At 43.7% G+C, this 20,131-nt stretch carries 30 protein-coding genes; 27 read left to right on the forward strand and 3 right to left on the reverse strand.

Features of this window, described 5'->3' with window-relative positions; genetic code table 11:
• The first annotated feature begins 2 nt into the window (after positions 1–2).
• Genes HX773_RS24510 through HX773_RS24555 form a run of 10 tightly spaced genes read left to right on the forward strand, consistent with a single transcriptional unit; the run spans position 3 to position 7,566 of the window.
• Entirely contained in the window at positions 3–788 is a 786-nt protein-coding gene (locus HX773_RS24510; protein ID WP_176973668.1) for a hypothetical protein, read from the forward strand.
• A gap of 11 nt (positions 789–799) precedes the next feature.
• Entirely contained in the window at positions 800–1,630 is an 831-nt protein-coding gene (locus HX773_RS24515) for a TrbG/VirB9 family P-type conjugative transfer protein (RefSeq protein ID WP_176973669.1), read from the forward strand.
• Positions 1,630–2,961, forward strand: a complete 1,332-nt coding sequence (locus tag HX773_RS24520; protein WP_176973670.1) for a TrbI/VirB10 family protein — start codon at positions 1,630–1,632, stop codon at positions 2,959–2,961. Before HX773_RS24515 ends, HX773_RS24520 begins: the two co-directional genes overlap by 1 nt.
• Entirely contained in the window at positions 2,945–3,433 is a 489-nt protein-coding gene (locus tag HX773_RS24525) for a pilus assembly protein PilL (protein WP_255433316.1), read from the forward strand. Before HX773_RS24520 ends, HX773_RS24525 begins: the two co-directional genes overlap by 17 nt.
• Positions 3,430–3,627 (forward strand): hypothetical protein, encoded by a 198-nt coding sequence (locus tag HX773_RS24530; RefSeq protein WP_176973672.1) that lies wholly within the window; start codon positions 3,430–3,432, stop codon positions 3,625–3,627. Before HX773_RS24525 ends, HX773_RS24530 begins: the two co-directional genes overlap by 4 nt.
• Positions 3,624–4,274: a transglycosylase SLT domain-containing protein gene (locus tag HX773_RS24535; protein ID WP_176973673.1), complete on the forward strand. Its 651-nt coding sequence runs from the start codon at positions 3,624–3,626 to the stop codon at positions 4,272–4,274. Before HX773_RS24530 ends, HX773_RS24535 begins: the two co-directional genes overlap by 4 nt.
• A gap of 1 nt (position 4,275) precedes the next feature.
• Positions 4,276–6,492, forward strand: coding sequence for a DNA topoisomerase (locus HX773_RS24540; protein ID WP_176973674.1), 2,217 nt, complete (start codon positions 4,276–4,278; stop codon positions 6,490–6,492).
• Positions 6,489–6,836 carry a hypothetical protein gene (locus HX773_RS24545; RefSeq protein WP_176973675.1) on the forward strand — a complete coding sequence of 116 codons (348 nt, stop codon included), beginning with the start codon at positions 6,489–6,491 and terminating at the stop codon, positions 6,834–6,836. The genes HX773_RS24540 and HX773_RS24545 overlap by 4 nt, the downstream gene beginning before the upstream one ends.
• 11 nt (positions 6,837–6,847) lie before the next feature.
• Entirely contained in the window at positions 6,848–7,051 is a 204-nt protein-coding gene (locus tag HX773_RS24550) for an Hha/YmoA family nucleoid-associated regulatory protein (RefSeq protein ID WP_255433317.1), read from the forward strand.
• A complete protein-coding gene (locus HX773_RS24555) occupies positions 7,048–7,566 on the forward strand; it encodes a thermonuclease family protein (protein ID WP_176973677.1) in 519 nt (172 codons plus the stop codon). The genes HX773_RS24550 and HX773_RS24555 overlap by 4 nt, the downstream gene beginning before the upstream one ends.
• A 644-nt stretch (positions 7,567–8,210) precedes the next feature.
• Here the strand turns inward: HX773_RS24555 and HX773_RS24560 are convergent.
• Positions 8,211–8,552 carry a hypothetical protein gene (locus HX773_RS24560; RefSeq protein ID WP_176973678.1) on the reverse strand — a complete coding sequence of 114 codons (342 nt, stop codon included), beginning with the start codon at positions 8,550–8,552 and terminating at the stop codon, positions 8,211–8,213.
• Between the two features lie 457 nt (positions 8,553–9,009).
• On the opposite strand from HX773_RS24560, the gene repA reads away from it, so the two are divergent.
• From repA to HX773_RS24625, 13 genes are all read left to right on the forward strand, one after another.
• Complete coding sequence (gene repA / locus HX773_RS24565) at positions 9,010–9,870, forward strand: plasmid replication initiator RepA (RefSeq protein ID WP_176973679.1); 861 nt, start codon at positions 9,010–9,012, stop codon at positions 9,868–9,870.
• Positions 9,871–10,654: 784 nt separating this feature from the next.
• Positions 10,655–11,080, forward strand: a complete 426-nt coding sequence (locus HX773_RS24570) for an antirestriction protein (RefSeq protein WP_176973680.1) — start codon at positions 10,655–10,657, stop codon at positions 11,078–11,080.
• Positions 11,081–11,306: 226 nt separating this feature from the next.
• Positions 11,307–11,531 (forward strand): hypothetical protein, encoded by a 225-nt coding sequence (locus HX773_RS24575; RefSeq protein WP_176973681.1) that lies wholly within the window; start codon positions 11,307–11,309, stop codon positions 11,529–11,531.
• Positions 11,532–11,871: 340 nt separating this feature from the next.
• Positions 11,872–12,114 (forward strand): hypothetical protein, encoded by a 243-nt coding sequence (locus HX773_RS24580; protein ID WP_176973682.1) that lies wholly within the window; start codon positions 11,872–11,874, stop codon positions 12,112–12,114.
• A 4-nt stretch (positions 12,115–12,118) separates the two neighbouring features.
• Positions 12,119–12,946, forward strand: a complete 828-nt coding sequence (locus HX773_RS24585; protein WP_255433318.1) for a ParA family protein — start codon at positions 12,119–12,121, stop codon at positions 12,944–12,946.
• Positions 12,946–13,251 (forward strand): hypothetical protein, encoded by a 306-nt coding sequence (locus HX773_RS24590; protein ID WP_176973684.1) that lies wholly within the window; start codon positions 12,946–12,948, stop codon positions 13,249–13,251. The genes HX773_RS24585 and HX773_RS24590 overlap by 1 nt, the downstream gene beginning before the upstream one ends.
• Positions 13,252–13,481: 230 nt before the next feature.
• On the forward strand, positions 13,482–13,769 hold the full coding sequence (locus HX773_RS24595; RefSeq protein WP_176973685.1) for a hypothetical protein: 288 nt from the start codon (positions 13,482–13,484) through the stop codon (positions 13,767–13,769).
• A gap of 62 nt (positions 13,770–13,831) precedes the next feature.
• Entirely contained in the window at positions 13,832–14,269 is a 438-nt protein-coding gene (locus HX773_RS24600) for a hypothetical protein (RefSeq protein WP_255433319.1), read from the forward strand.
• A 2-nt stretch (positions 14,270–14,271) separates the two neighbouring features.
• The gene (locus HX773_RS24605; protein ID WP_176973687.1) at positions 14,272–14,580 is read left to right on the forward strand and encodes a hypothetical protein; all 309 of its coding nucleotides are present in this window, start codon (positions 14,272–14,274) and stop codon (positions 14,578–14,580) included.
• Positions 14,570–14,797, forward strand: a complete 228-nt coding sequence (locus HX773_RS24610) for a hypothetical protein (protein WP_176973688.1) — start codon at positions 14,570–14,572, stop codon at positions 14,795–14,797. The genes HX773_RS24605 and HX773_RS24610 overlap by 11 nt, the downstream gene beginning before the upstream one ends.
• Positions 14,798–14,839: 42 nt before the next feature.
• Positions 14,840–15,319 (forward strand): hypothetical protein, encoded by a 480-nt coding sequence (locus tag HX773_RS24615; protein WP_176973689.1) that lies wholly within the window; start codon positions 14,840–14,842, stop codon positions 15,317–15,319.
• Between the two features lie 25 nt (positions 15,320–15,344).
• A complete protein-coding gene (locus HX773_RS24620; protein ID WP_176973690.1) occupies positions 15,345–15,557 on the forward strand; it encodes a hypothetical protein in 213 nt (70 codons plus the stop codon).
• Positions 15,547–15,765: a hypothetical protein gene (locus tag HX773_RS24625; RefSeq protein ID WP_176973691.1), complete on the forward strand. Its 219-nt coding sequence runs from the start codon at positions 15,547–15,549 to the stop codon at positions 15,763–15,765. Before HX773_RS24620 ends, HX773_RS24625 begins: the two co-directional genes overlap by 11 nt.
• A gap of 331 nt (positions 15,766–16,096) precedes the next feature.
• On the opposite strand, the gene HX773_RS24630 is transcribed toward HX773_RS24625, so the two are convergent.
• Complete coding sequence (locus HX773_RS24630; RefSeq protein WP_176973692.1) at positions 16,097–16,486, reverse strand: hypothetical protein; 390 nt, start codon at positions 16,484–16,486, stop codon at positions 16,097–16,099.
• A 174-nt stretch (positions 16,487–16,660) separates the two neighbouring features.
• On the opposite strand from HX773_RS24630, the gene HX773_RS24635 reads away from it, so the two are divergent.
• The 3 genes from HX773_RS24635 to HX773_RS24645 are packed head-to-tail and all read left to right on the forward strand — an operon-like array spanning position 16,661 to position 18,079.
• On the forward strand, positions 16,661–17,242 hold the full coding sequence (locus HX773_RS24635) for a ComF family protein (protein ID WP_176973693.1): 582 nt from the start codon (positions 16,661–16,663) through the stop codon (positions 17,240–17,242).
• Positions 17,243–17,244: 2 nt separating this feature from the next.
• On the forward strand, positions 17,245–17,802 hold the full coding sequence (locus tag HX773_RS24640) for a hypothetical protein (RefSeq protein WP_176973694.1): 558 nt from the start codon (positions 17,245–17,247) through the stop codon (positions 17,800–17,802).
• Positions 17,803–17,818: 16 nt separating this feature from the next.
• A complete protein-coding gene (locus HX773_RS24645) occupies positions 17,819–18,079 on the forward strand; it encodes a hypothetical protein (protein ID WP_176973695.1) in 261 nt (86 codons plus the stop codon).
• 316 nt (positions 18,080–18,395) lie between these two features.
• Here HX773_RS24645 and HX773_RS24650 read toward each other — a convergent pair whose 3' ends face one another.
• Positions 18,396–18,890 (reverse strand): hypothetical protein, encoded by a 495-nt coding sequence (locus tag HX773_RS24650; RefSeq protein ID WP_176973696.1) that lies wholly within the window; start codon positions 18,888–18,890, stop codon positions 18,396–18,398.
• 449 nt (positions 18,891–19,339) lie between these two features.
• Between HX773_RS24650 and HX773_RS24655 the strand changes: the two genes are divergently transcribed.
• The gene (locus tag HX773_RS24655; RefSeq protein ID WP_176973697.1) at positions 19,340–20,095 is read left to right on the forward strand and encodes a tyrosine-type recombinase/integrase; all 756 of its coding nucleotides are present in this window, start codon (positions 19,340–19,342) and stop codon (positions 20,093–20,095) included.
• Positions 20,096–20,131 lie beyond the last annotated feature (36 nt).

A 20,131-nucleotide genomic window follows, 5' to 3' on the forward strand; every position in this document is an offset into this window, starting at 1 on the left:
TTATGTTTGGTAAAAAAAATAAACCAGTCAGCGTATCAGATGAAGGTAAGGTTGATAAATCCAAAAAGTCAGAGTTGCCTAAAGCTCTCGGTGCTCTGGTAGCAGCAAATAATAAATTAGTTGTTTGCGTCTTCTTCGTCGGTTTTATTGCGTTAATCGCTATTATTTTTGCATGGAATCGCTCGGCTAAAGTTGATGATGCTAAAGAGGTTCTTTACGTTCAACTTTATCCAGATGGCACATCTAAGGTATTAAACGTTCTTCCTAAAAGTGATTTGGTCATTACCAAAGCTCAGGTAGATCACGATTTCGAACAGTACCTTAATAACAGATATGGACAGCACAAAGGAACTATTCGACAGAATTACAGTGAGGCCTCTGTTTATCTTGACGGCGAACTTTATAAAAAGTTTATCGGCAAAGATATTGCGGCTGGTGACTTTGACGCGGCACAAAAAGCAGCTGATGTACTGGCTACGCCAAACCCTAACGTTATCGATATTGAATGGGGGTTTTCTGATCATTACGATTCAACCAAAGGAACCTTTGATAAAAAGGAACAAAACGTAATGCGGAGCAATATATATTTTGATCGCATAACGCGTGACGCTAATTTAAAGGTTCTCAGCAGAGAACATCTTATTGACCGTATTCAGTGGCGTTTAATGTCACAGGATGAAATCAAGAAGCAATCTGAAGATTGGATTCGTGCCAACCCTCGCGGCATGAAAATTATCAGTGAAGACTTAATTGTAGACCCGTCGAAGCCCGTCGGGGAAAAAGAGTAATCGGAGATATTATGAAAAAGTTATCCTTATTAGCTGTTACTGTAGCAATGCTTTCGACGGGCAACGTTGTTTATGCCGCACAGTGTAAGTTTGAAAACTGGAAGCCTGGAAAGGTAATCACTGTTAATACAGCAATTGGCCTGGGTACTCGTATTCAGTTGCCTGCACCTTTGCAGACTGCCCCTGTTAACTCAAACGATGACCTGTGGAACGTTGAAGGTGCTCAACAACAAATTGTTGCTAAACCCAACAGCCAACAGCCAGAAGGAGCCGCCGCGATGGTCTATGCGTTCCTGGCTGACGGCTCAAGCGTAGATATTCAATTAACCCGTGTCCCACAGGCTCAGAATACACCTTGTGTGATCATCAACGGAGGCAACCGCTACATTACAAATAATGTGGCAAATGGTCTGCAAGCATACCAAAACAATCAAATGCAAATGGGCGCAATGCAGGCTCAACAAAATCAGGTATTACAGAATCAACTACGTGAAGAACGTGAAAACAGCCAGCAATCAGTTGTTAAAGCGCTTAACCGCTATCGCTATCACATTTATACCCGCTACAACTGGGATAAAGGTGAAGGTTTTGTAGGTAAAGATGTTATTTCCGATGTTTATGATGATGGGCGATTTACTTATATTCGCCTTTCAAGAACTAACCGTGGCCTTTTATCAGTAGAAGCCGATGTAGGCGGGAAAAATGCAATTGTTCCTCTCAAATTTGATGAGGACACCGGAATTTATCAGGTAACGGGTATTTATCCAAAATTCACAATGAAACTTGATGATGTGAAAATTAACGTTAGCCGTGTTGATAATGCGACTAAAGGAGCATCGTGATGGTTGATGAGTCAAAACCGCGCGTTGAGGAACGTCCGGCTACGCATAAAAAAAGAATGCAGCTGTATTTGTTTTGCGCAGTTGGGCTTCTTCTTCTGATCCTGTTTGTTTTTACGTTAATTAACGTTATCAACCGCGCTTCAGGCGGTAATGAACCTAAAGAGAAGAAAGACCCGCAAACAACGCTTGCTCAGCAACCAAAACAGGATGATTTGAGCCGTTTAATCGACAGCCAGCGTACACGGCCACAACCGCAGGTGACTAAACCTGAAGTTGTGCCTGCTGGCAATCCCTACACTGCTAAAGCCAACCAAATGTTGTCCGATCAGCGTAAAGATGAAAGGTCAAAAGACCGGGATTATGCGTCCGAAGCCCAGCGTAAATGGGAGGTACAAGAACGTATCCGCGCCCTTGATTCCAATCGTAAAGCGTGGGGTGGCGCGAAAGAGCAACAGGAAGTTAACGGCAACGGCAACAAAACAACGGCTTTAGCCCGTAATCCGCAGGCAAGCACTCTTGATCAACAGCGACAGTTAACCCGGCAGCGCATCGAGGAAGCGGAAAGAATGCGTCAGGACTTACTTAGCCGTTCAGGTGAGCGTCCTACAAGTTCAGGCGTTTCTCTTGCTTCGGCTAACGGAATTGCATCGCCTTCGTCGCAGCAGCAGAAAGTGGCTTTCAAACAGGCCCCGGCTGATGTGGTTGGCTATACCAAAGAGAACTCATACGGGGCCGATACAGAAGGTATGGCAAAAATCCCGGCAGGGACAGTAATTCCGGCTATTACCATGATGACCTGGAATAGCGATTTTCCTGGCACTACTTCTAAAGCGATGATTGATCATGATGTTTATGACCAGAAACGCGAAAATATTCTGATCCCAGCAGGAAGCGAGTTCCTCACCACTTCTGCTTCAGCCAATGGAATTAATGATCCAATTCAGAACCGCATGGGCTACAGCGTGGGTAAAGCTGTTCTGCCTAACGGTGACAGTATCGACCTGAGTAAAGCGTCCGGGCTAGATCGTGAAGGTATGGGCGGGGTTAAAGACCAGGTTGAATATCACTTTATGGCTCAAATGCTGGGTGTCGCCGCGTATGCGATGATTTCCAGTAATACAAGCAGAAGCGGAACGGGTTCAAATAACGACACAACATATTCAGGTGAAGTTGGTCAGGGTATGCGTGATCAGTTTGCTCCAATGGCCCAGAAATACCTGAATATTGTTCCGACCAAAATTGTCAGAGCTGGTCAGTCAATTCGAATCATTTTGCAAGACGATATTTATGTTAAGCCGTACAAGGGTGTTTATGATGACTACGTTAATTAAAATCTCAGCCATTGCGATGGTTCTTTTATCAGGCGCTGCATACAGCGCTGAAGCACCCCGACCTATAACTAAGTCGGTTGAAACAACAACCAGAACTACATTAGGAAGCGGTTATAATACACGAGCATATAACTATGGAGCGATGCAACCGCTAAACAGTGCTAATGATATTCGACAGTCACAAATAGACCTTACAACTGTATCAGTGCGCACTGTGTGGCCTGAAGATGCAAAGACGGTTAAGCAGGCCAGCCAATATATCCTTGACACTATCGGGTACAGGTTAGTAACGGAATATCCGGCCCCATCTGATGCGAACAAACTTGCAGACCAGAAAATTCCGCCAATTGCGAAGGTTCACAGAACCATGCCAATTATTGATGTGCTCCAGATGCTAATTGGCTTTGATAATTATGTCGTTGTGGATCACGCGCATAAACTTGTTTCATTTACAAAGAGGTCAATACGATGAAAAAGATATTCGCTATGGTCGTAGTTATCACTGCCGTAACAGGATGTGCTGGAAAACAATATCAAGGTAACGGTGAATATTATCAGTTAAGTAACCGTCATGTTATCTATCGAGACTTAACACGTCCGTTTAGTCTTGATAATGCAGGAAACATGGAAACCAAGATTTCTACACCCGGAGCATTACCACGATGATTAACAGGAAAGCAGGATGTTTGTTGATTACATTCTTTTTATGCTCTGGTAATGCATTAGCTGATGATTCAGACATTCTGCTTTCTATGGTGTCTGCGCCACCTGTAAAAAGCCAGATGCAAGAGGTCTGGGGGGAGTCTTCCTCCCTGTCATCGTTCAAAGGATTCAGCAGAAAACCACAGGGTGAGACTAACCCACCAAGGGAACATATCGCACAGGCGTTTGAACGCCCCGCAGGGACAATAAAAAGCCTTGCAGCGACCACAAACCAAAAATTCGCTGATTTGATTGATAAGTATTCTGAAAAGTACAATGTTGCTTCATCCATTGTAAGAGAGCTTATTAATCAGGAATCCAGATTTAACCCAAAGGCAACCAGCCATAAAGGAGCGCAGGGATTAATGCAATTAATGCCTGCCACTGCGAGCGATTGCGGTATTACTGATGCATATAACGCTGAGCAAAATATAGATTGCGGAATTAAATATTTTGCAAGAAAGCTTGATAAATATAATTCCGTTGCACTTGCTCTGGCTGCCTATAATGCTGGTGATGGCGCAGTTGATAAATATCAGGGTATTCCACCTTATAAAGAGACTCAAAACTACGTAGAGACGATTTTGGGTAAGCTCGGTTACAGAGGTTAATATGAAACTATTTATTGCAGAGAAGCCTTCACTGGCTAGAGCTATCGTGGATGGTATAGGCGGAAACGCTGAAAAAAAGAACGGTTACTATAAAATAGGGGATAAGTTCATAACATGGAGTCGTGGGCATATTCTAAGAAACAAAATGCCTGATGAAATAAACCCTGAATTTAAGAAGTGGAAGTTTGAAAATTTACCCTATAAATTCACGCCGCTTGAGTTAGTTCCGGTTGAAGAGACCCGTCCACAGCTTGAAATTATTGGGCGACTTTTACAACAGGCTAAAGTCATTATTAATGCTGGCGATCCCGATGAAGAAGGTCAGCTGTTAATCGATGAAATTCTGGATTACTACGGTGTTAATCCTGACGCCGATAATGTATATCGTGTGCTTATTGCAGACGTGAATGAAAAAGCAGTGCAAAAATCCCTGTCCAAACTGAAACCTAATAAAGAGTTTGCTGGTTTAAGGCACACAGCACTTGCTCGAAGTGGCGCAGATCTGATTTATGGCATCAACATGACTCAGGCATATACCCTGAAGGCGCAGGAGTCGGGCTATACCGGCCTCCTGTCTGTAGGTCGTGTACAAACTGCCATTCATGGCCTAATCGTCTCCAGAGCACGCGCTCGCCGCGATTTTGTTGCCAGCGATTTCTATCGCATCATTGCTGATGTAAAAGCAAAAGGAAAAACTTTTTCAGCCGAGCTGTCCGTTCCTGACTCAGCACCAACTGATGACAAAGGACGCATAGTCAATAAAGATTACGCTGATGCGCTTATCAGTCGTCTTAAAGGTACTCAATTTTCTATAGTGGAAAAGGAGCAATCGCCTCAAGTTAGTAAGTCTCCGTTGCTAATGAGTCTGCTTTCCTTACAAATCCATATGGGAAAGCTATCAGGTATGAGTTCGAAGGATGTAGATAAATGCGCGCAAACTCTTTATGAAACTCATAAAGCTGCAAGCTATCCGCGAACTGACAATTCCTACATATCTACCGAGCAATGGGAAGCAGCAGGCGAAACCCTAGAGACAATAGCGAAAATTGCGCCTGATCTTTTACCGTTAATAAAAAATGCCGACACCAATAAGAAAAGTCGTGCCGTTAATGATAAAAAAATATCCGCTCATACGGCTATCATTCCCGTTCCAACGAATCCTAAAGAACTTTCAAAAGCTGAAATGGCTGTATATATAGAGCTATCAAAAATATACATTGCGCAATTCTACCCTGATAAGATTAAGGAAAAGATTTCCTTAATGATTAGCAACGGAGATTTTTATTTTGAGTCTAAATCTTCAAAGGTAACTGAGCGCGGTTGGTCAGAAATTTTTTCTGATGATGATGACAGTGAAGATGAAAATTCTTATTTTGATATTTTAAATATTTTCGAAGCTGATGATGTTTTGACTTCAATTGAATTCAGAATTGAGAAAGGCAAGACAACCGCGCCGGAGCTTTATACTGAACCTACTTTGCTTGCTGATCTACCGCAAGTAAAAAAATATGTTGAAGATGAAAGATTACGTGAGGCTTTTGCGAAAAGGGATAAAGAGCGAGGTGAAGACAATGCGGGCATTGGTACACCTGCTACACGCTCAGGTATTTTTGACACGCTTAAACAACGTGGCTATTTCACCATAGAGCGAAAGAAGATCATTCCTACAAAAGCAGGTGAAGATTTTTATGATGCATTACCTCGGATTGCTGTTGTTCCTGACATGACGGCACTCTGGTCTATCGAGCAGGGATTGATCAGAGAAGGTCAGATCACGGTAGATGCTTTCCTGGCTAAGGTAGAGACATTTGTTAGCCAACAAATAGACAACCTCAAAAATATAACCATTGAGCTTGCCAGCTATTCATGCCCGGAATGCGGAAAAAAATTACGATTATTAAAAGGGAAAAACGGTGATTTTTGGTCTTGTAGCGGATTCAGAGACGAGCCGCAATGTACTGTTACTTTCCCGGATCATAAAGGTTCCCCGGACACAGAAGGCGTTGTTAAGGCTAAAGCCGATGCAAAAAAAGCGCGAGAACTCAAAGCCACAACCTGCCCTAAATGTTCTCGTCAGTTGAAACGTATAAAAGATAAGAAAGAAGAAGGTAAATATTACTGGGCTTGCTCTGGCCTTTTTGACACTACAAACCCTTGCAAGTCTTTCTTCCCTGAAGAAAAAGGGAAGCCACTATTAAAAGGTAAAGATAAGTCATGATTAAAGCATTAATGATATGCCTCTCTGTTGTGTCCGTGCCAGCATTTGCTAAAAATGCCGTTTATAACGGGATCACTGAAATCGAGGCTGAAAGTGTCAGCCAGCCAACTATAGACATGATTATCTCTCAAGCTAAATCTTCGCACTGGAGAACACTGAAGGTTGAAGGTGATTATTCATTCAAACGAGCCATCTGGTTAACGGCAAATTCCAATGCAATATTCGTATACGGTTATCAGCCAGACATGGATGATATTAATCAGTTAAAAAGAGTGTTAGGTCATAACGTTAATTCAAAATTTAATGAAATCCCTCAGTTAGGTGTTAATGGCGCGGGAAATTAACAGGAAGGATGATGAATAGAATTGAGTACCTTTATAAATTTAGGAAATGCTTAAAACTTGATTCAGTGGAAAGGCTTTATGAACATATGAGAGACAAAATACCTGACTGCGACCAATTAGCATTCATTGGAGCTTATGATCACCGCAAAGCGGAAATCATATTTGGAACTGTCTGGGATAAAGTGCCACAGCAAGCATGGGGGATGGTAAAATGATTAAAGCTAGGATAGCGAAATACAGCCAGATTTTGTTTCTTCTATGCTTGTCTAAAGGGGTGTATGCCGATTTTACAGGCAAAGTGGTCAAAGTATTAGACGGCGATACGGTTGAAGTCCTGAATAACGGACGTCCTGAACGGGTTCGTTTGATTGGCATCGATGCGCCAGAGTCAGGACAGCCGTTCGGCACCAAGGCCAAACAACATTTGCTCAATCTGGTAGGCAACAGGCAAGTAGATGTAATCAGTAACAGTGTCGATCGTTACGGAAGAAGCCTGGGACAACTTGTCGTTAATGTGCCCCTCCCTGCCTCTGTCACAACCTATCCGATTTATGTCAACTATGAGATGGTGTCTTCAGGGCTGGCATGGGCGTACAGGTTCGACAATAAGCCGACTGACACAATCGCCGCTGATCTTGAGAGTAAGGCTAAATCCAATAAAGTTGGTCTTTGGTCTGCACCTGGAGCCGTGGAGCCGTGGAAGTGGCGCCATACTCACCAAAAGCAGTAAACGGATTTGTGGGTTAACCCTGTAACAAAATTGGGTTAGCCCTTTGATAGCAAAATCCGGCGCCGGCTTTTTGAAAATGATTGCAGTTAACGCAACAGCTACTGCCGGAACGCGCACTATTGTGATTGCAGTTTTTCGACTGGCCATCAAATTATCGATAGCATCTGCCTTATCCGGGAAGCTGCGATTGCCATCATAACTGGTTAAACTATTCCGCTTCCTTGCACAGGCTGTTCGTTCCTCGCAAGCTGCGGTACGCCTCAGCCTGTACGCGTCAGCGTTGCTTATGAAGGATATTACTATGTCTCAAATCTTTACCTATCTCGCTTTAGCGCCTGTCCTCTATGCAATTATCGTTGCTTTCATCCCCCGTTTTAAGTCTCGGAGGGTAAAGCATTATTCACTCAGCCTTGCCTTGACGATAATTTTTTTATTCGCAGGGGTACAGCTTCGATAAGGGTGAGATAGATAGGATCTTTTCTAAGATCCTGATGATCAAAGGATATACTTCTAGTGTGTAGTCCATAGGTATTACATTTGCAATACTTATGTATTACATTTTAAAAAATATCGTTGATTATCTTAGGGATAGTTGATAGATCTACAGGCAGAAAAAAGGACAGCATCAGCTGTCCTTCTGTAAATTACGCGTTAACGTAATGTGCTCTTAATTGAAGTGCGAAATCTTCGACTTCTTTAAAGAGCGTACCAGGGAAAAATTTGTAGCAGTTGAGTCTTACTGACTGAGATTGATGATCGAAATCAGCATTATCAATGATGGCTTCAATGTAGCAGCCGTCACAGATCCAAGTCCGGTAAAACACACCTGGAGCAATTTCATCGTTTTTGAAGATGAAGAAGCGGTTTTTCCAGTTGGTTTCGATGAAGTAACTAAGGTTACTTACAGAGGTGAGAGTGGTTAAGCGTTCCATAATATGGGTGCTTTGAACAATCTCGAGATTTTTATTTAGCAGTGAGTTCTGCATAAGACGTGTACTCCTGTTAGATAGCAGCACACTATGAGGGCCATGTGGCACCTCAATAGCGGTGCTCACGATGGTTAAGATAGACGTTTCAGCTAGCTTTTTCGTCTAATGCCAGCTCGGTGACTATAGCACATTACGCTGATCTCTAACGAAGTTTTTTGAAATCGTAATGTAAGTACACCGTAAACTTGACTGATTTTTAGCGATGTTTCGATCTCTCGCTACCTGTGCTAAAGTGTGTACTTGAAGTGTGTCTAAGACACCAATGAATTATACGGGTAGGGTACGCCGGAAGGTACTCAGGACGGGCTACGAAGGCCCAAAAAAACTAAACCCCGAAGGTCATGCTCTACTTTGGCGAGCGGACATGACAATCGGGGCTAGGCATAAACCTAAGAAGGATTATAGCGTATGCACTCCCCAAATCAACCCCTGCCCGCCATAAGCGCAGGCGGGCGTGTCTGAGAATATTTCATTACCGCTGCGACCTGGTCGCCCAAAGAATGACAATCCTGAATTTGTGCCGCCTGAAGGCAAAGATACGCTTTCGTTTAATGAAAAAATGATGGCAGCCGCAAAAGGGTTTACCGCTACCTTTGCCTTTGCTATTCACATTGCGTTTGCCCGTCAAAGAGGGCTGCGCAAGCGTATGCCACCTAGAGCGCGCTTGCAGGCCATAGAAGCGCTGCTACAGGGAATTTGCTTCCACTATGATCCGCTTGCTAACAGGGTTAACGTCACCATGACGAACCTTGCTATTGAGTGTGGCCTCGCTACAGAAACAGTTCATGACACGCATACGAACGTGAGCATTTCACGCGCTACTCGTGCGCTTGAAGCCCTACGGGATATGGGACTGATTACTTACAAGACTGAATTCTGCGCCACGCTGGGCTGTAATTTCCCTACTGATATTTCATTCCTGCCCGACTTTTTCCGTGCGCTGGACATTTCAGAACGCGCCGTAGAGGGCGCTTGCCGATCACGTCATGCTTACAAGAATATGCAACGTAAAGAGCAGGGCTTACCAGAGTTGAGCCTGGAAGAGAACATAGAGGAAGCCTGGGGAGCCATGCGCAAGCGATTCTATGGCTATCATCTAAAACGTAAGCAGCAAGGCGAACGCCGTGCAAAAGCCTTGCGCGATGCTGAACGCACCCGCTCAGAGATTCAGAACCTTGTAAGACGGGAACTGACGAAAGAGATAGCCGCTGGCACTTTCCCTATTGACCGAACAGCAGCTGATGCTGAGATCGAGCGTAGAGTTAAGCAGCGTATGATCCAATCTAGGGGCAACTACACCCGATTAGCAGCCTAAACCTTTCTTTCCTAAAACCCTCCGACGAACGCCGGAGGGTTTCGCACGTCTGTAGTAAATCTTTGTATGAAATTCACACAACACGTCTGGTGTTCGCCGCATGTGAGAGGCGAACTCAAGCTAATTTGCATTGCAGATCACCACAACCGCGCCCGTTTTTTACGAGAAAATTAGTTATGTACAGTAAAGTGCGTGGGACTAGCTCTGTTGGGTTCTATCCGCTGAGGTTTCAATGTGCGTGAAGTCTTTTAAACTTCTTGTTTTAAATATCTATTAAAAATAAGACCTACTCGCTGCCTGCCCTGTGGACAGTCAGATTAATGACTTCGCTTGCATTGGCCCAAGGCCAAGCCGCTCAGATCTCATAGGTAGCTCCCATCGTAAACGATGGGCAAAAGTGAAAATCATCAGCGATCGATCCCAATAATCAACACAGAGGATTGCTGAACATTCCTTTCGTCTCCGACCATCAACCTTCTTCATTGCTGAGAAAACTGAGGCTTCGCAAAACCCGGCTTAACAGGGAGGGGGGGTGAAAAGCCATATAAAGCTCTGTAAGGCCCGGCAATTCACGATTAGCAGAAAATGGATGATATACACGGTTGCCTTTCATAAAACCTCATACAGACGCATACAGGTGCATTAAGCGCGATTGTAATAACCAGATATGAAGCTAAAATGCCTATGTCGGATCATGAGGGTAAAGACCGACTGAAACCCTCGTACCTTGTTGAAGCGTGTAACCTGCGCTTCAGCGCGGGTTACATGCTCTTATGGAGCATATATGACCAATTTTCTTTCTGAACCTACAGCTGTATCGGCAAACGTAATCAACGAACGTCAGAGAATGAAATTTTTGCCAAAACACTTTGGTAGATTTTTTCTCCTGGCTGAACGTGAAATCTTTGATCACATGAGTTCTCTCTCAGACGATTATTGCGGCGGTAAATGGCAGTTCTTTGAACTTAGCAATGGCGGCTGTTTTATGATGCCTGGTGATGATAGATCGAATGAATACGACTGTTATTGGCATGGAAACGGTTATGAAGGGGTAATGTCTGCTGAAGCTGCTGGCATTGCCGTCTGTCTACTGGTTTTCAGTAAACTTTCTTTCAGCTATGCAAAACCATTTGCTGAACTCTTTCATTTGCTAAGAGAATTTGCCCTGGACCACCAAGAGGCCGGGAAAATATTTGGTGCAATTGACTAATCAAACTAACCCAGCATAAAGCTGGGTTTTTTCATTCTGGTTTAGGTTTTCTGTCATGAACATCTGACCAGTATCAGAAACGTCTTATGATGATTGTAAAAATTCCGCATAGGGTTAATATGATTTTGCCAGATAATGAGGACTATGACTGGCTGTGATCCTTATAACCTGTCGGAGTGCGTTTCCTGCGCTTCGGCGCTGGTTACGTGCTTCATTCGGAGCACTTATGACCAACATTATCTTTGAATCTAAAACCCTTAAAGCAAAGCTCTCTGCCTGGCGTCAATGGCTTGCCTTCATACCTGAAAACTTCAGTATGTTGTCAGTCTCATTTTCATCAATTTTGATGAAAGTGGAAGTCACCAGCATTGCAGTTACAGCGCGGGGAATTGAGATCACTCTCAAGATTCAATCTCTGCTGGAACTAAAGGTGCTGCTGTTCGCCCACTAAGCCTGCAATCTCGTCAGTTCAAGCTGACAACTCGTTCATTGCCTTAGTGCATGACTTATATGAACCCGGTGCAATGCGCCGGGTTTTTTTTTGCCATAACGTATGCTCTTGTTCGCCCGTCAGCTGCTTTACACAGTGCAATCATTTATCAGCTGGCCGGTCGCAAAAATGCCATCACCACTCCTTCAGCTGCGGCTGTTACTGCCATCTTCTGACAGACAATTTTTTAAGGTCTGCATCAAAATAAAAGCAAAATCAGCTTGCACATTAGAAGTGTGTATTTTAATGTAATACACACGTATTACATTTGTACTTCATTGTTTGTCAGCGGAGGTATGGCATGTTTGGTGTTTTCGTTACTCAGAAACTTGAGGCTACTCAAGATAGAGAAGAAAAAACGTTATGGCATCGTGTCGGCACGGCGTTTAAGCACAAACAGGGTGATGGCTACAACATCGAAATAACCCCCGGTGTTGCTGTCAGTGGGAAGCTGGTAATCCTGCCGATCACCGATAAGAACAATGGGAACGCCAGCGGCGCTCAGAGCTACAACCTCGATAATCTTCCAGATAACAAGGATTGAAACCATGACAGCGAAAATTATTGCAACTACAAATAACAAAGGCGGTTCGGGGAAAACATCAACCGATACCAATGTTGCGCACGAATTAGCGAAGCAGGGCAATAAAGTATTGCTTATTGACAGTGATCAGCAGGCTAACGCTACAGAGGTTTTAGCTCGCGGAAGAAAATACTATTCACAGTTTGGCAATACAATTTGCGATGTGTACAGTAATCAGCGATTTGATATTCGCAAGGCTATTGTTCCAGCGGTCATCCCTAAAGGCGATGATAGTGATGAAGAAATTGAAAATCTTTTTCTCTTACCTTCAGATCCTTCATTTGAGCGCGTGTTAGACAATTGCCTGACACGACACCATCGAGAAAAGATTTTACATCGAGCCATGCAACCTATCATGGACGATTATGATTACATAATCATCGACTGTGCGCCGGGTTTGAATCTTTCAACATCAAATGCAGTATATGCAGCAGATCATATTTTAATTCCTATTGATGGCGGTAGTTTCGCATTGACTGGGCTTGAGGTGGTTCTGGATTTTGTAAACGAAGTTAGAGAAGGCGATTTTAATAATTTCAGTGTATTCAGAAATGAATACAATGCGTCCAAAAAAATCATGAATGAATTTTTACATGATGAATTAGTAAATAATCCACGCGTTATGAATCATATTTTGAAAACAAGAATCAGAGCCGATGAAAGTATCGCTCAGGCTCAGGTTCGCTATGAGCCGTTATCAGTTTATAACCGTGGATCGCTTGCTTTAAATGACTATCGTAACTTAGCAAGAGAGCTAATTGATATTCTGAAAAGCAAAAAGGATAGAGAATAATGTCCAGTAAGAAAGTAGCAAGACCTGCAAAGGCAATAGCTCCAGCGCAATCAGTGGAAGGTAAGGCACCTGAAAAAAAACAGCTTTCATCTGTGCGTGTACACAGGAATGTAACGACCTCAGAAAAGCCTAAGACGGTCCGATTCACAGCAGCTGAAAAGATGCTATGCAGGGATATTGTTGAGCGTGTGCAGTTACTCACAACTAAAAACATCACTGATACGACATTGATACGTGCCGCGCTCTATATCCTGGATGATTTAGATCCAGACGAAATACTGACCACGATAAAAGAACACTTGTAATACGCATGTATTACATTTTGCGCACAGTAAATTATGAAACCGTGAAGCTATCGTAAACTTGTTTTACGGTGGCTGAGGGGTTGACCGAGCCTGATAAGGCGCTGGTAAGCAATTTTTTCATAAAAATTAGTATAATAGTTGAATATTAGGCGTTTTTCGCCTAATATTATTCCTGCGGGGGCGACAGAAAGCCACTCGTTCTGAGAAGGCTAAGCCCTCTGAGGAACGTAATGAAACTTTCTGATGTTGCAACCATCAAGACGAACTACCCTGAAGCGGATTTCTGGATAGTACGTCGAGGCTCTTTAAAAACCGTTGGCTTACCATCCTATGAGTTCAATCCTGAAAGCATTGGAATAAAGGTAACAAGAACTGATTTGGTCATGTCGCGTTACCTTTATTATTGCCTCTTACATTTGCATAGTTCTGGCATGTGGGAGCCATTAGCAACGGGTTCTTTGAGTTTGGTTAACATCAAGGTTTCAGACGTTAGAAATATCGCTCTGATTCCGCGCTAAAAGGGGGGGGGAAGCCCCCCCCCTCAATCAAGGAGTAAATATTTAATATAAAGGTGAAAATGATGAATAAAAATATTGAGATCGCCCTTCCTTCCATGAAGGCGCAACGCAAGATGATTCTTGAGAAAGATACCGAAACTTCTATTTCCACTCTGAAAAGCAATCTTTTGGGTGTTGAATTTCCTAAAGCTGATGGTGTTAATTACGCTGCCATTGATGCGCGTATATATCTCACTGTGGATGAAGGTTGGGTTGCGCCAGAGCATGAATTAGTTAATGCCTGGTTCAATCAAGTCAAAGATAACTTTAGCGATTACCGTACTGATGCGAAGTTAGGAAATTTGTTAGGCTTGCACGGTGGCGGAGCTGATCGCCGCATTCGCGCTTATCGCAATGGTGATGAAACAATACCCTACGGGATCTGGCGACGTTTTTTAGAGTTAACTGGTCGAGTCGTTCCAGATATAAAGCCTGTACTGGGTGTGTTTGATATGGAGTGACAATGAAAATGAATAGACACGCTGCGGTTCTTGTTGTTTGGGGTTCACTGCTTGTTGCGGATTTCTCGTTCGCCCTTCCCCCTTCAACGCCTCAGTATCTGCTAAATCAGCAGGTTCAGAGTAATAATTTTGATCTCTTAGATTCTGACAGTACCCCTCCGGGACGTGGTGGTATACCTGTTATAGATGGAAGTTCTATTTTAAAAATGAAACAAGATGCATGGAAAGAATGGAACTCATTAAACAATACTAACATTTCATTTGAAGTTTGGAATGATAACTTTAATCAAGGGTTAATAAATGCAAAATAATAAAGTTTTGAAAGGTGAAATTGCACACACAGCAGGAATTATAGCATTTGTTTTTTGTGTGTTGATTATTTCATTGGCAGGGATCAATGGGGTTATCACGTCCGACACTTTATTTTCTGTTGCTGTTGGCATAAGGTTTCTCATGGCAGTGTTCATTGCATATAGTGTAAGACAGATTACTAAAATGTTTTTGGATCTTATACGTCCTGATGAATAGTTAATTATTGTGTTATGTCGTCTTTTTATGATAGGTGGTGTTATGGAAGATTTAAATTTTCATAGTGATGATTCTAAAGTTTATCGCATGTCAATTATGGCTTACATTAAACCTGTAGGCATTTTTCTAATTTTCTTTTTGATTGGTTTTTCATTATCACAATCAGTTAATCAATTGGCTTCTCTGGCTGGCTATCTTATTTTTTTTATGGCGCTGATTAAATTATCATGTGACTTTATTTACACAAAAACATTGAGACTATATTTAAATCAAGATGGTGTTTTTATGTATCGTGGCATTTTTCCGTGGACTAAAGGTGTCGTAGGAACCATATGGCGCGATATATCTGATGCTAATTATTATACTGGATTTATCAATTGGGCCACAAAATCATATCGTGTGCGAGTAGGCCACAGATTCACCAAAACCAGTGAAATTATTATACCCCACGTTAAAAATGGTCATGAGGCAGTAATGGAAATTAATGAGACCATAAAGTCAAGAGCCAGATCTAATTGCTGAAAATATTTTGAATAAAGGAGGGATTATGTTAGTAAGCGTTGAGGCCTTTTCAAAAATGCTAGGTATTACGCCTGGGGAAGTGGTTTTTTGCATCCGAAATAATGATAAGTTGCATGGTCTGGCGCTGCCAAAACCTTCTTATGGAAAAGGTAATCACAATTCCCCCATGTTTAGAATGAGCGATGTAATCACTTTTGTAAAATCTTACAATGAAAAGGGGGCTTCTGATGGTGAATAATATTATGTTTTTTCCGTTTATACTGTCGCCTATTCTCCTTGTCACTGGCTTTGCAGGTCTGCGCTATATTCCCAAGTCGCATCGCACCTATCGCCAGTTAGCGGCTGGCCTGCTTAACCTGGGCTTTATCATGCTCGTATGTAGCGCGTTGGCCTGGTTATTTAGTGTTTACTGGATTAACAATCCACCTGCCATTACGCGGCGTTAACGCTCCGCACAGTAATGTAATACTTTTGTATTACATTTGTGCTGTTATGTTAGATCCTTTCCCTGCGCGTTAGATAATTTACTCACATGCCGCAACCGCACGGACAGCAGTCAGGATCAAGTCCATGCATACACAGGCCATCGTCTATAAACTCTTGCTTCTGGTTTTCGCGTTCAGAAGGTGAAAGATAGTCGAACTCATTTCTTGCCAGTTCAAGAGCTAACTCACCAAATATCCCTTTTTGTCGTCGTCCGGCAAGCGCTTAATCACTAAACAAAAATGCCGCTTCACTAAGCGGCATGATAAACGGATAAACTGGCTCAAGGCTGTTTCATTCGACAATATAGCGATGGATAAGGTAGCTGATCAGCAGGACTAGCACCACGGGCAGAAACTGATAGCCGCCAACACCGTACCACGGCCGCTCATCGAAAAGGCCCATTTCCCTTGCACGTCCTACCACACTGCCAAACTGCTCTTTATCTGCCATATAATTCAGAAACGGGAACGTACCGATGACCAGCCATGCCGACAGAACGCCATTAACCAGCCAGTCAGGAAACAGATCAATAAAGTCTGAGAGGCCGCCACCGTGAAACGAAGAACGCCGTGCCTCACTGAAAAAGTTGTACCAGACCGCTACGCAGAGCGTCCCCCAAATAATGACTGCAAAAACCCACGCTTTAAAAAAATTCACCCCGTCATAAAACGTATCAAGCACGTTACTACCTCCTTTTTTTGCCCGATTGTTTAGTAGGTCTTATTAAATCATTTTTTTCCTAACAATTCGCGGTTTGCGGTGAATTAGGACTTCGTATTCCTGAAGATTTCTTTAAGAATGCTCCCAGTTATCGTATCTTTGTTCACATCTTGTAACGGTGTGAAGGAGCATACGATGAACGTGAATTTAAAAGAAATAGCGGGTAACTGGAACAAAGGTGTCGTTCTCGATAAACACAGTAAGTCCAGCGTTGTGACAGGGCAGAACGAGTACGGGCATAACGTTTATGACACCATCCGAACGGACGTGGGTGAGGCTTTATTTCAGCTTAAATACCGTTCGGACTGGAATCAGGTTCAGCCGCTGGCCCAGTGCCTTTATGATAACGCCTATCCCATCTTTGATAAGGTCGGGTTCATCGTTCCTATGGCCGCTTCTAACGTCCGGGCGCGTCAACCCGTAACCGAAGTGGCCCAGGCGCTGGCGCAGTTAGCCGGTGTTCCCTGTTTCACGACAATGCTGCTCAAGGCTGCTGGCGGCGTATCGCTCAAGAATCTCAATACCAAAGAGGAAAAAGTTGCTGCCATTGCTGACAGCTTTTCCTGTGAAGAGATCATTGAGAATGAGGGGCGGTGGAATGTTTTAGTGATAGATGACCTCTACCACACAGGCGCATCAATGGAGGCTGCTTGTGCGGCGCTACGCAGCTATAATAAAATTAATAATATCTACGTCGCGGCGCTAACCTGGAGATAACCATGACGACGACTGTATTCGTTGCTGGCTCGATAACCATCAAGAAACTCGATCCGCTTATCGTTGAGCGGTTAAAAAAAATTGTCGATCAGCATTTTAATGTTGTCGTCGGCGATGCAACAGGCGTTGATTCATCCGTTCAGCAGCAGCTGTTACAGATGGGGTGCAGAGCAACCACCGTATTCAGCAGCTCGTCTAAACCGCGCAACAATCTGGGTTCCTGGCCTGTGAACGTAGTACATACCGATCATGCACCAGGCACGCGCGCATTTTTTACAGCAAAAGATATTAAAATGGCGGAGGCTGCGGATTATGGACTTATGGTGTGGGACACCAAAAGTCCGGGCACGTTAAGCAACGTCTTAGAGCTGTTATCGAGAAAGAAAAACTCAGTCGTGTTCATTAATAAGGAAAAGGAGTTTGTCATTATTAAAGAGCCGAAGGATATTGATAATCTTATTAATCGCATGTCGGCGCCTTCACTTCAGAAAGTCGAAGAAAAAATAAAGCTTTCTGAAAAGTTGTCTCTTCTTAAGAATCAACAAATGGCACTCATTTAATTTAGGTGGAATAAATATGAGCGATAAAGAAAAAGAAGATCGCATTCTGAAAGAAACACAAAATTTATTTAGTTTGCGATCTGATTATGAAAATGCCAGAAGTAATTATCGCAGTGAAATGAGAAGGGATAGTGAACGTTCAGATGGCAGTTACGCGCAGGAAGCAAGGCGTGAAGCACATCAGAATGAACTGCGTGATGCGGAGCATTCTGCCAAATCTGCGCTTGATGCTCAGGAACGACTCATTTCCAGCCTGACGAAAGATTATTTATCTTGATGATGAAAGCCGCCGTAAGGCGGTTTTTTTACGCCTTTCTGCCGCCGTTCGGTAAAACGCCAATTCCAATATTGCGGTAAATTATTCATTGGAACTCCCCTTCTGAATTATTTCAATACTGTTCCTTTTAAGTGCCTCTGTCAGCGCTACAATAGCCCAATCCGGGCAACTTCTGGAACTTGGCTTGTCAGGATCATTTACCCATGATCTTACTGTTCTGACGGAGCAGGGGCGGCGCGTGTATTCACAAATCAGGTAGGCGGCTCTGGCTTGTGTCAGCCCGTATTCATCCAGTAACGCCAGAAATGCAGCCCTGTTATCTGACACTGTTCAGCCCATCCCTTTTGAAGGTGATACTAACCTGCCCCTCTGCCGGAACCTCCATTACTTCACGAATTTTCTTATTAATGGCATTTTCGCTAGCGCTGACAAATACAGGACTTCCTTTTAAAAGGAAGCTGATAGCGTAGCTCATGATTGTCACGAGTATACATATATTTGTTAGTGAGCGAATTCCGTTAGCGATATTTTCTGACGGCAAACTGCGCATTTCATCAATAAACTGCGTTATTTCCGCAGGATGGAAAAGAGAATAGAGCATAAACAAGGCAAACAGGACGGAAAAGCACTGAACGAAATAAGACCATAACCGGATTATAAATTTCCAGACAAACCCCACGTAACTGAATACAGCAGCGACGCGTGTTCGCCAGTCTTTTTTAACTGACTTAACGATTTCTTCATATTGTGATATTGGCATTGAGCCGACTTCAATATTATTTACCCTGATTACTGCCACGCCATCCTGCATGTTCTTTTCTCCGGTTGATTAGCGGGTAGGCACATGTGCCTATTTTGTCAGTATAGGCACATGTGCCTGTTATGGGCAAGGCTTTATGCTTCTCTCCGGGCATTCGGTAAAACCCCTATTCTGCCGAATCGCCCCCCTGCCCCGCGACTTATCCACCGTTTCTGTGGATAACGCTACATCTTGTGTACCGGCCAGCTGAATCGCATACTATATGTAGTGCCGGGGCGCGGTTAATTTACCTTCCGGGGGCGTTAAGTAGACTGTGCCGCGCCCCGGCACGTTCGGTAAAACTCCGGCAGCGGAGGCTTTAACCGAATCCGATTTACCGCCAGCAGAGTTTTTCCTCACATCACCCAGAGTAAACCCGGTTAGACTGTAACTGAGGCCAACGATACGCTTTTACGTGGCATGTAATACATTTGTACTACACTGGTGCGGAGATTTAATTTCTGAATACTTTACCCCGCGAGTTTTCGCAGAATTCACGTAGCGTTGTTTCAATGACGAATGCTGATTATCGTCGTGCGCTGGCTCTCAGGGAACTTGCCGCCTCGACAACGGGCTACCCTAAATACCTGCTTGCGCCGGAAATTTCTCTTATCCTCGATGCTATCCCGGATCTGCGTAAGCGCCTGCTTTTTGACGTGCTCTGGAATACCGGGGCGAGGATTAATGAGGCACTGGCTTTAAGGCCTGCGGATGTTGTGCTCAACGCTACCAGGCCATTTATTGTGTTGCACACCTTGAAACAGCGTCTTCGCCCCCGGCCCGGACGACCTTCAGCCAGGGAACCCGTCAAGCGAGCTGTTCCAATCCTGGATGACACGTTCTTATCACGGTTGAGGGATGGCCTTGCTACCTTTACCAGACACGCAACAAAGCCTGTATGGGACATAACCGATGATACAGCCCGGAACTGGCTCAATGCTGCTCTGGATGAATGCAACAGGCGCGATCTCCGGTTCTCCATACCCGATATATCACCAAAAACGTTCAGGCACAGCTATGCGATGCACCTGGCGATTAACGGCGTAGAACCCCTGACGCTTCAGGGCTACATGGGCCACCGGGATTTTAAAAGTACGCAGCACTATCTGAGAGTGTTTGCTTTAGATCTCGGTCATGAAAGAATGAATATTCGTTTCACCTACCCTGCCGTTGATTGGCTGCTTAACGACAGTGACCCTGTAACAAATGAAGCGTGAAATGTAATACGGTTGTATTACATGCATGTTCCACAC

The sequence above is a fragment of the Pantoea sp. B9002 genome (genome assembly GCF_013385945.1).
Classification (GTDB): Bacteria; Pseudomonadota; Gammaproteobacteria; order Enterobacterales; family Enterobacteriaceae; genus Pantoea.

What these genes read in the sequence shown, in the direction of transcription:
- HX773_RS24570 (WP_176973680.1), top strand. Translation starts at nt 10,655, where the DNA reads ATGACCAATTTTCTTTCTGAACCTACAGCTGTATCGGCAAACGTAATC.
- HX773_RS24525 (WP_255433316.1), top strand. Translation starts at nt 2,945, where the DNA reads ATGACTACGTTAATTAAAATCTCAGCCATTGCGATGGTTCTTTTATCA.
- HX773_RS24580 (WP_176973682.1), top strand. Translation starts at nt 11,872, where the DNA reads ATGTTTGGTGTTTTCGTTACTCAGAAACTTGAGGCTACTCAAGATAGA.
- HX773_RS24560 (WP_176973678.1), bottom strand. Translation starts at nt 8,552, where the DNA reads ATGCAGAACTCACTGCTAAATAAAAATCTCGAGATTGTTCAAAGCACC.
- HX773_RS24620 (WP_176973690.1), top strand. Translation starts at nt 15,345, where the DNA reads ATGTTAGTAAGCGTTGAGGCCTTTTCAAAAATGCTAGGTATTACGCCT.
- HX773_RS24640 (WP_176973694.1), top strand. Translation starts at nt 17,245, where the DNA reads ATGACGACGACTGTATTCGTTGCTGGCTCGATAACCATCAAGAAACTC.
- HX773_RS24540 (WP_176973674.1), top strand. Translation starts at nt 4,276, where the DNA reads ATGAAACTATTTATTGCAGAGAAGCCTTCACTGGCTAGAGCTATCGTG.
- HX773_RS24510 (WP_176973668.1), top strand. Translation starts at nt 3, where the DNA reads ATGTTTGGTAAAAAAAATAAACCAGTCAGCGTATCAGATGAAGGTAAG.
- HX773_RS24555 (WP_176973677.1), top strand. Translation starts at nt 7,048, where the DNA reads ATGATTAAAGCTAGGATAGCGAAATACAGCCAGATTTTGTTTCTTCTA.
- HX773_RS24635 (WP_176973693.1), top strand. Translation starts at nt 16,661, where the DNA reads ATGAACGTGAATTTAAAAGAAATAGCGGGTAACTGGAACAAAGGTGTC.
- HX773_RS24545 (WP_176973675.1), top strand. Translation starts at nt 6,489, where the DNA reads ATGATTAAAGCATTAATGATATGCCTCTCTGTTGTGTCCGTGCCAGCA.
- HX773_RS24595 (WP_176973685.1), top strand. Translation starts at nt 13,482, where the DNA reads ATGAAACTTTCTGATGTTGCAACCATCAAGACGAACTACCCTGAAGCG.
- HX773_RS24645 (WP_176973695.1), top strand. Translation starts at nt 17,819, where the DNA reads ATGAGCGATAAAGAAAAAGAAGATCGCATTCTGAAAGAAACACAAAAT.
- HX773_RS24600 (WP_255433319.1), top strand. Translation starts at nt 13,832, where the DNA reads ATGAATAAAAATATTGAGATCGCCCTTCCTTCCATGAAGGCGCAACGC.
- HX773_RS24515 (WP_176973669.1), top strand. Translation starts at nt 800, where the DNA reads ATGAAAAAGTTATCCTTATTAGCTGTTACTGTAGCAATGCTTTCGACG.
- HX773_RS24535 (WP_176973673.1), top strand. Translation starts at nt 3,624, where the DNA reads ATGATTAACAGGAAAGCAGGATGTTTGTTGATTACATTCTTTTTATGC.
- HX773_RS24530 (WP_176973672.1), top strand. Translation starts at nt 3,430, where the DNA reads ATGAAAAAGATATTCGCTATGGTCGTAGTTATCACTGCCGTAACAGGA.
- HX773_RS24575 (WP_176973681.1), top strand. Translation starts at nt 11,307, where the DNA reads ATGACCAACATTATCTTTGAATCTAAAACCCTTAAAGCAAAGCTCTCT.
- HX773_RS24550 (WP_255433317.1), top strand. Translation starts at nt 6,848, where the DNA reads ATGAATAGAATTGAGTACCTTTATAAATTTAGGAAATGCTTAAAACTT.
- HX773_RS24520 (WP_176973670.1), top strand. Translation starts at nt 1,630, where the DNA reads ATGGTTGATGAGTCAAAACCGCGCGTTGAGGAACGTCCGGCTACGCAT.
- HX773_RS24590 (WP_176973684.1), top strand. Translation starts at nt 12,946, where the DNA reads ATGTCCAGTAAGAAAGTAGCAAGACCTGCAAAGGCAATAGCTCCAGCG.
- HX773_RS24615 (WP_176973689.1), top strand. Translation starts at nt 14,840, where the DNA reads ATGGAAGATTTAAATTTTCATAGTGATGATTCTAAAGTTTATCGCATG.
- HX773_RS24610 (WP_176973688.1), top strand. Translation starts at nt 14,570, where the DNA reads ATGCAAAATAATAAAGTTTTGAAAGGTGAAATTGCACACACAGCAGGA.
- HX773_RS24650 (WP_176973696.1), bottom strand. Translation starts at nt 18,890, where the DNA reads ATGCAGGATGGCGTGGCAGTAATCAGGGTAAATAATATTGAAGTCGGC.
- HX773_RS24585 (WP_255433318.1), top strand. Translation starts at nt 12,119, where the DNA reads ATGACAGCGAAAATTATTGCAACTACAAATAACAAAGGCGGTTCGGGG.
- HX773_RS24605 (WP_176973687.1), top strand. Translation starts at nt 14,272, where the DNA reads ATGAAAATGAATAGACACGCTGCGGTTCTTGTTGTTTGGGGTTCACTG.
- HX773_RS24625 (WP_176973691.1), top strand. Translation starts at nt 15,547, where the DNA reads ATGGTGAATAATATTATGTTTTTTCCGTTTATACTGTCGCCTATTCTC.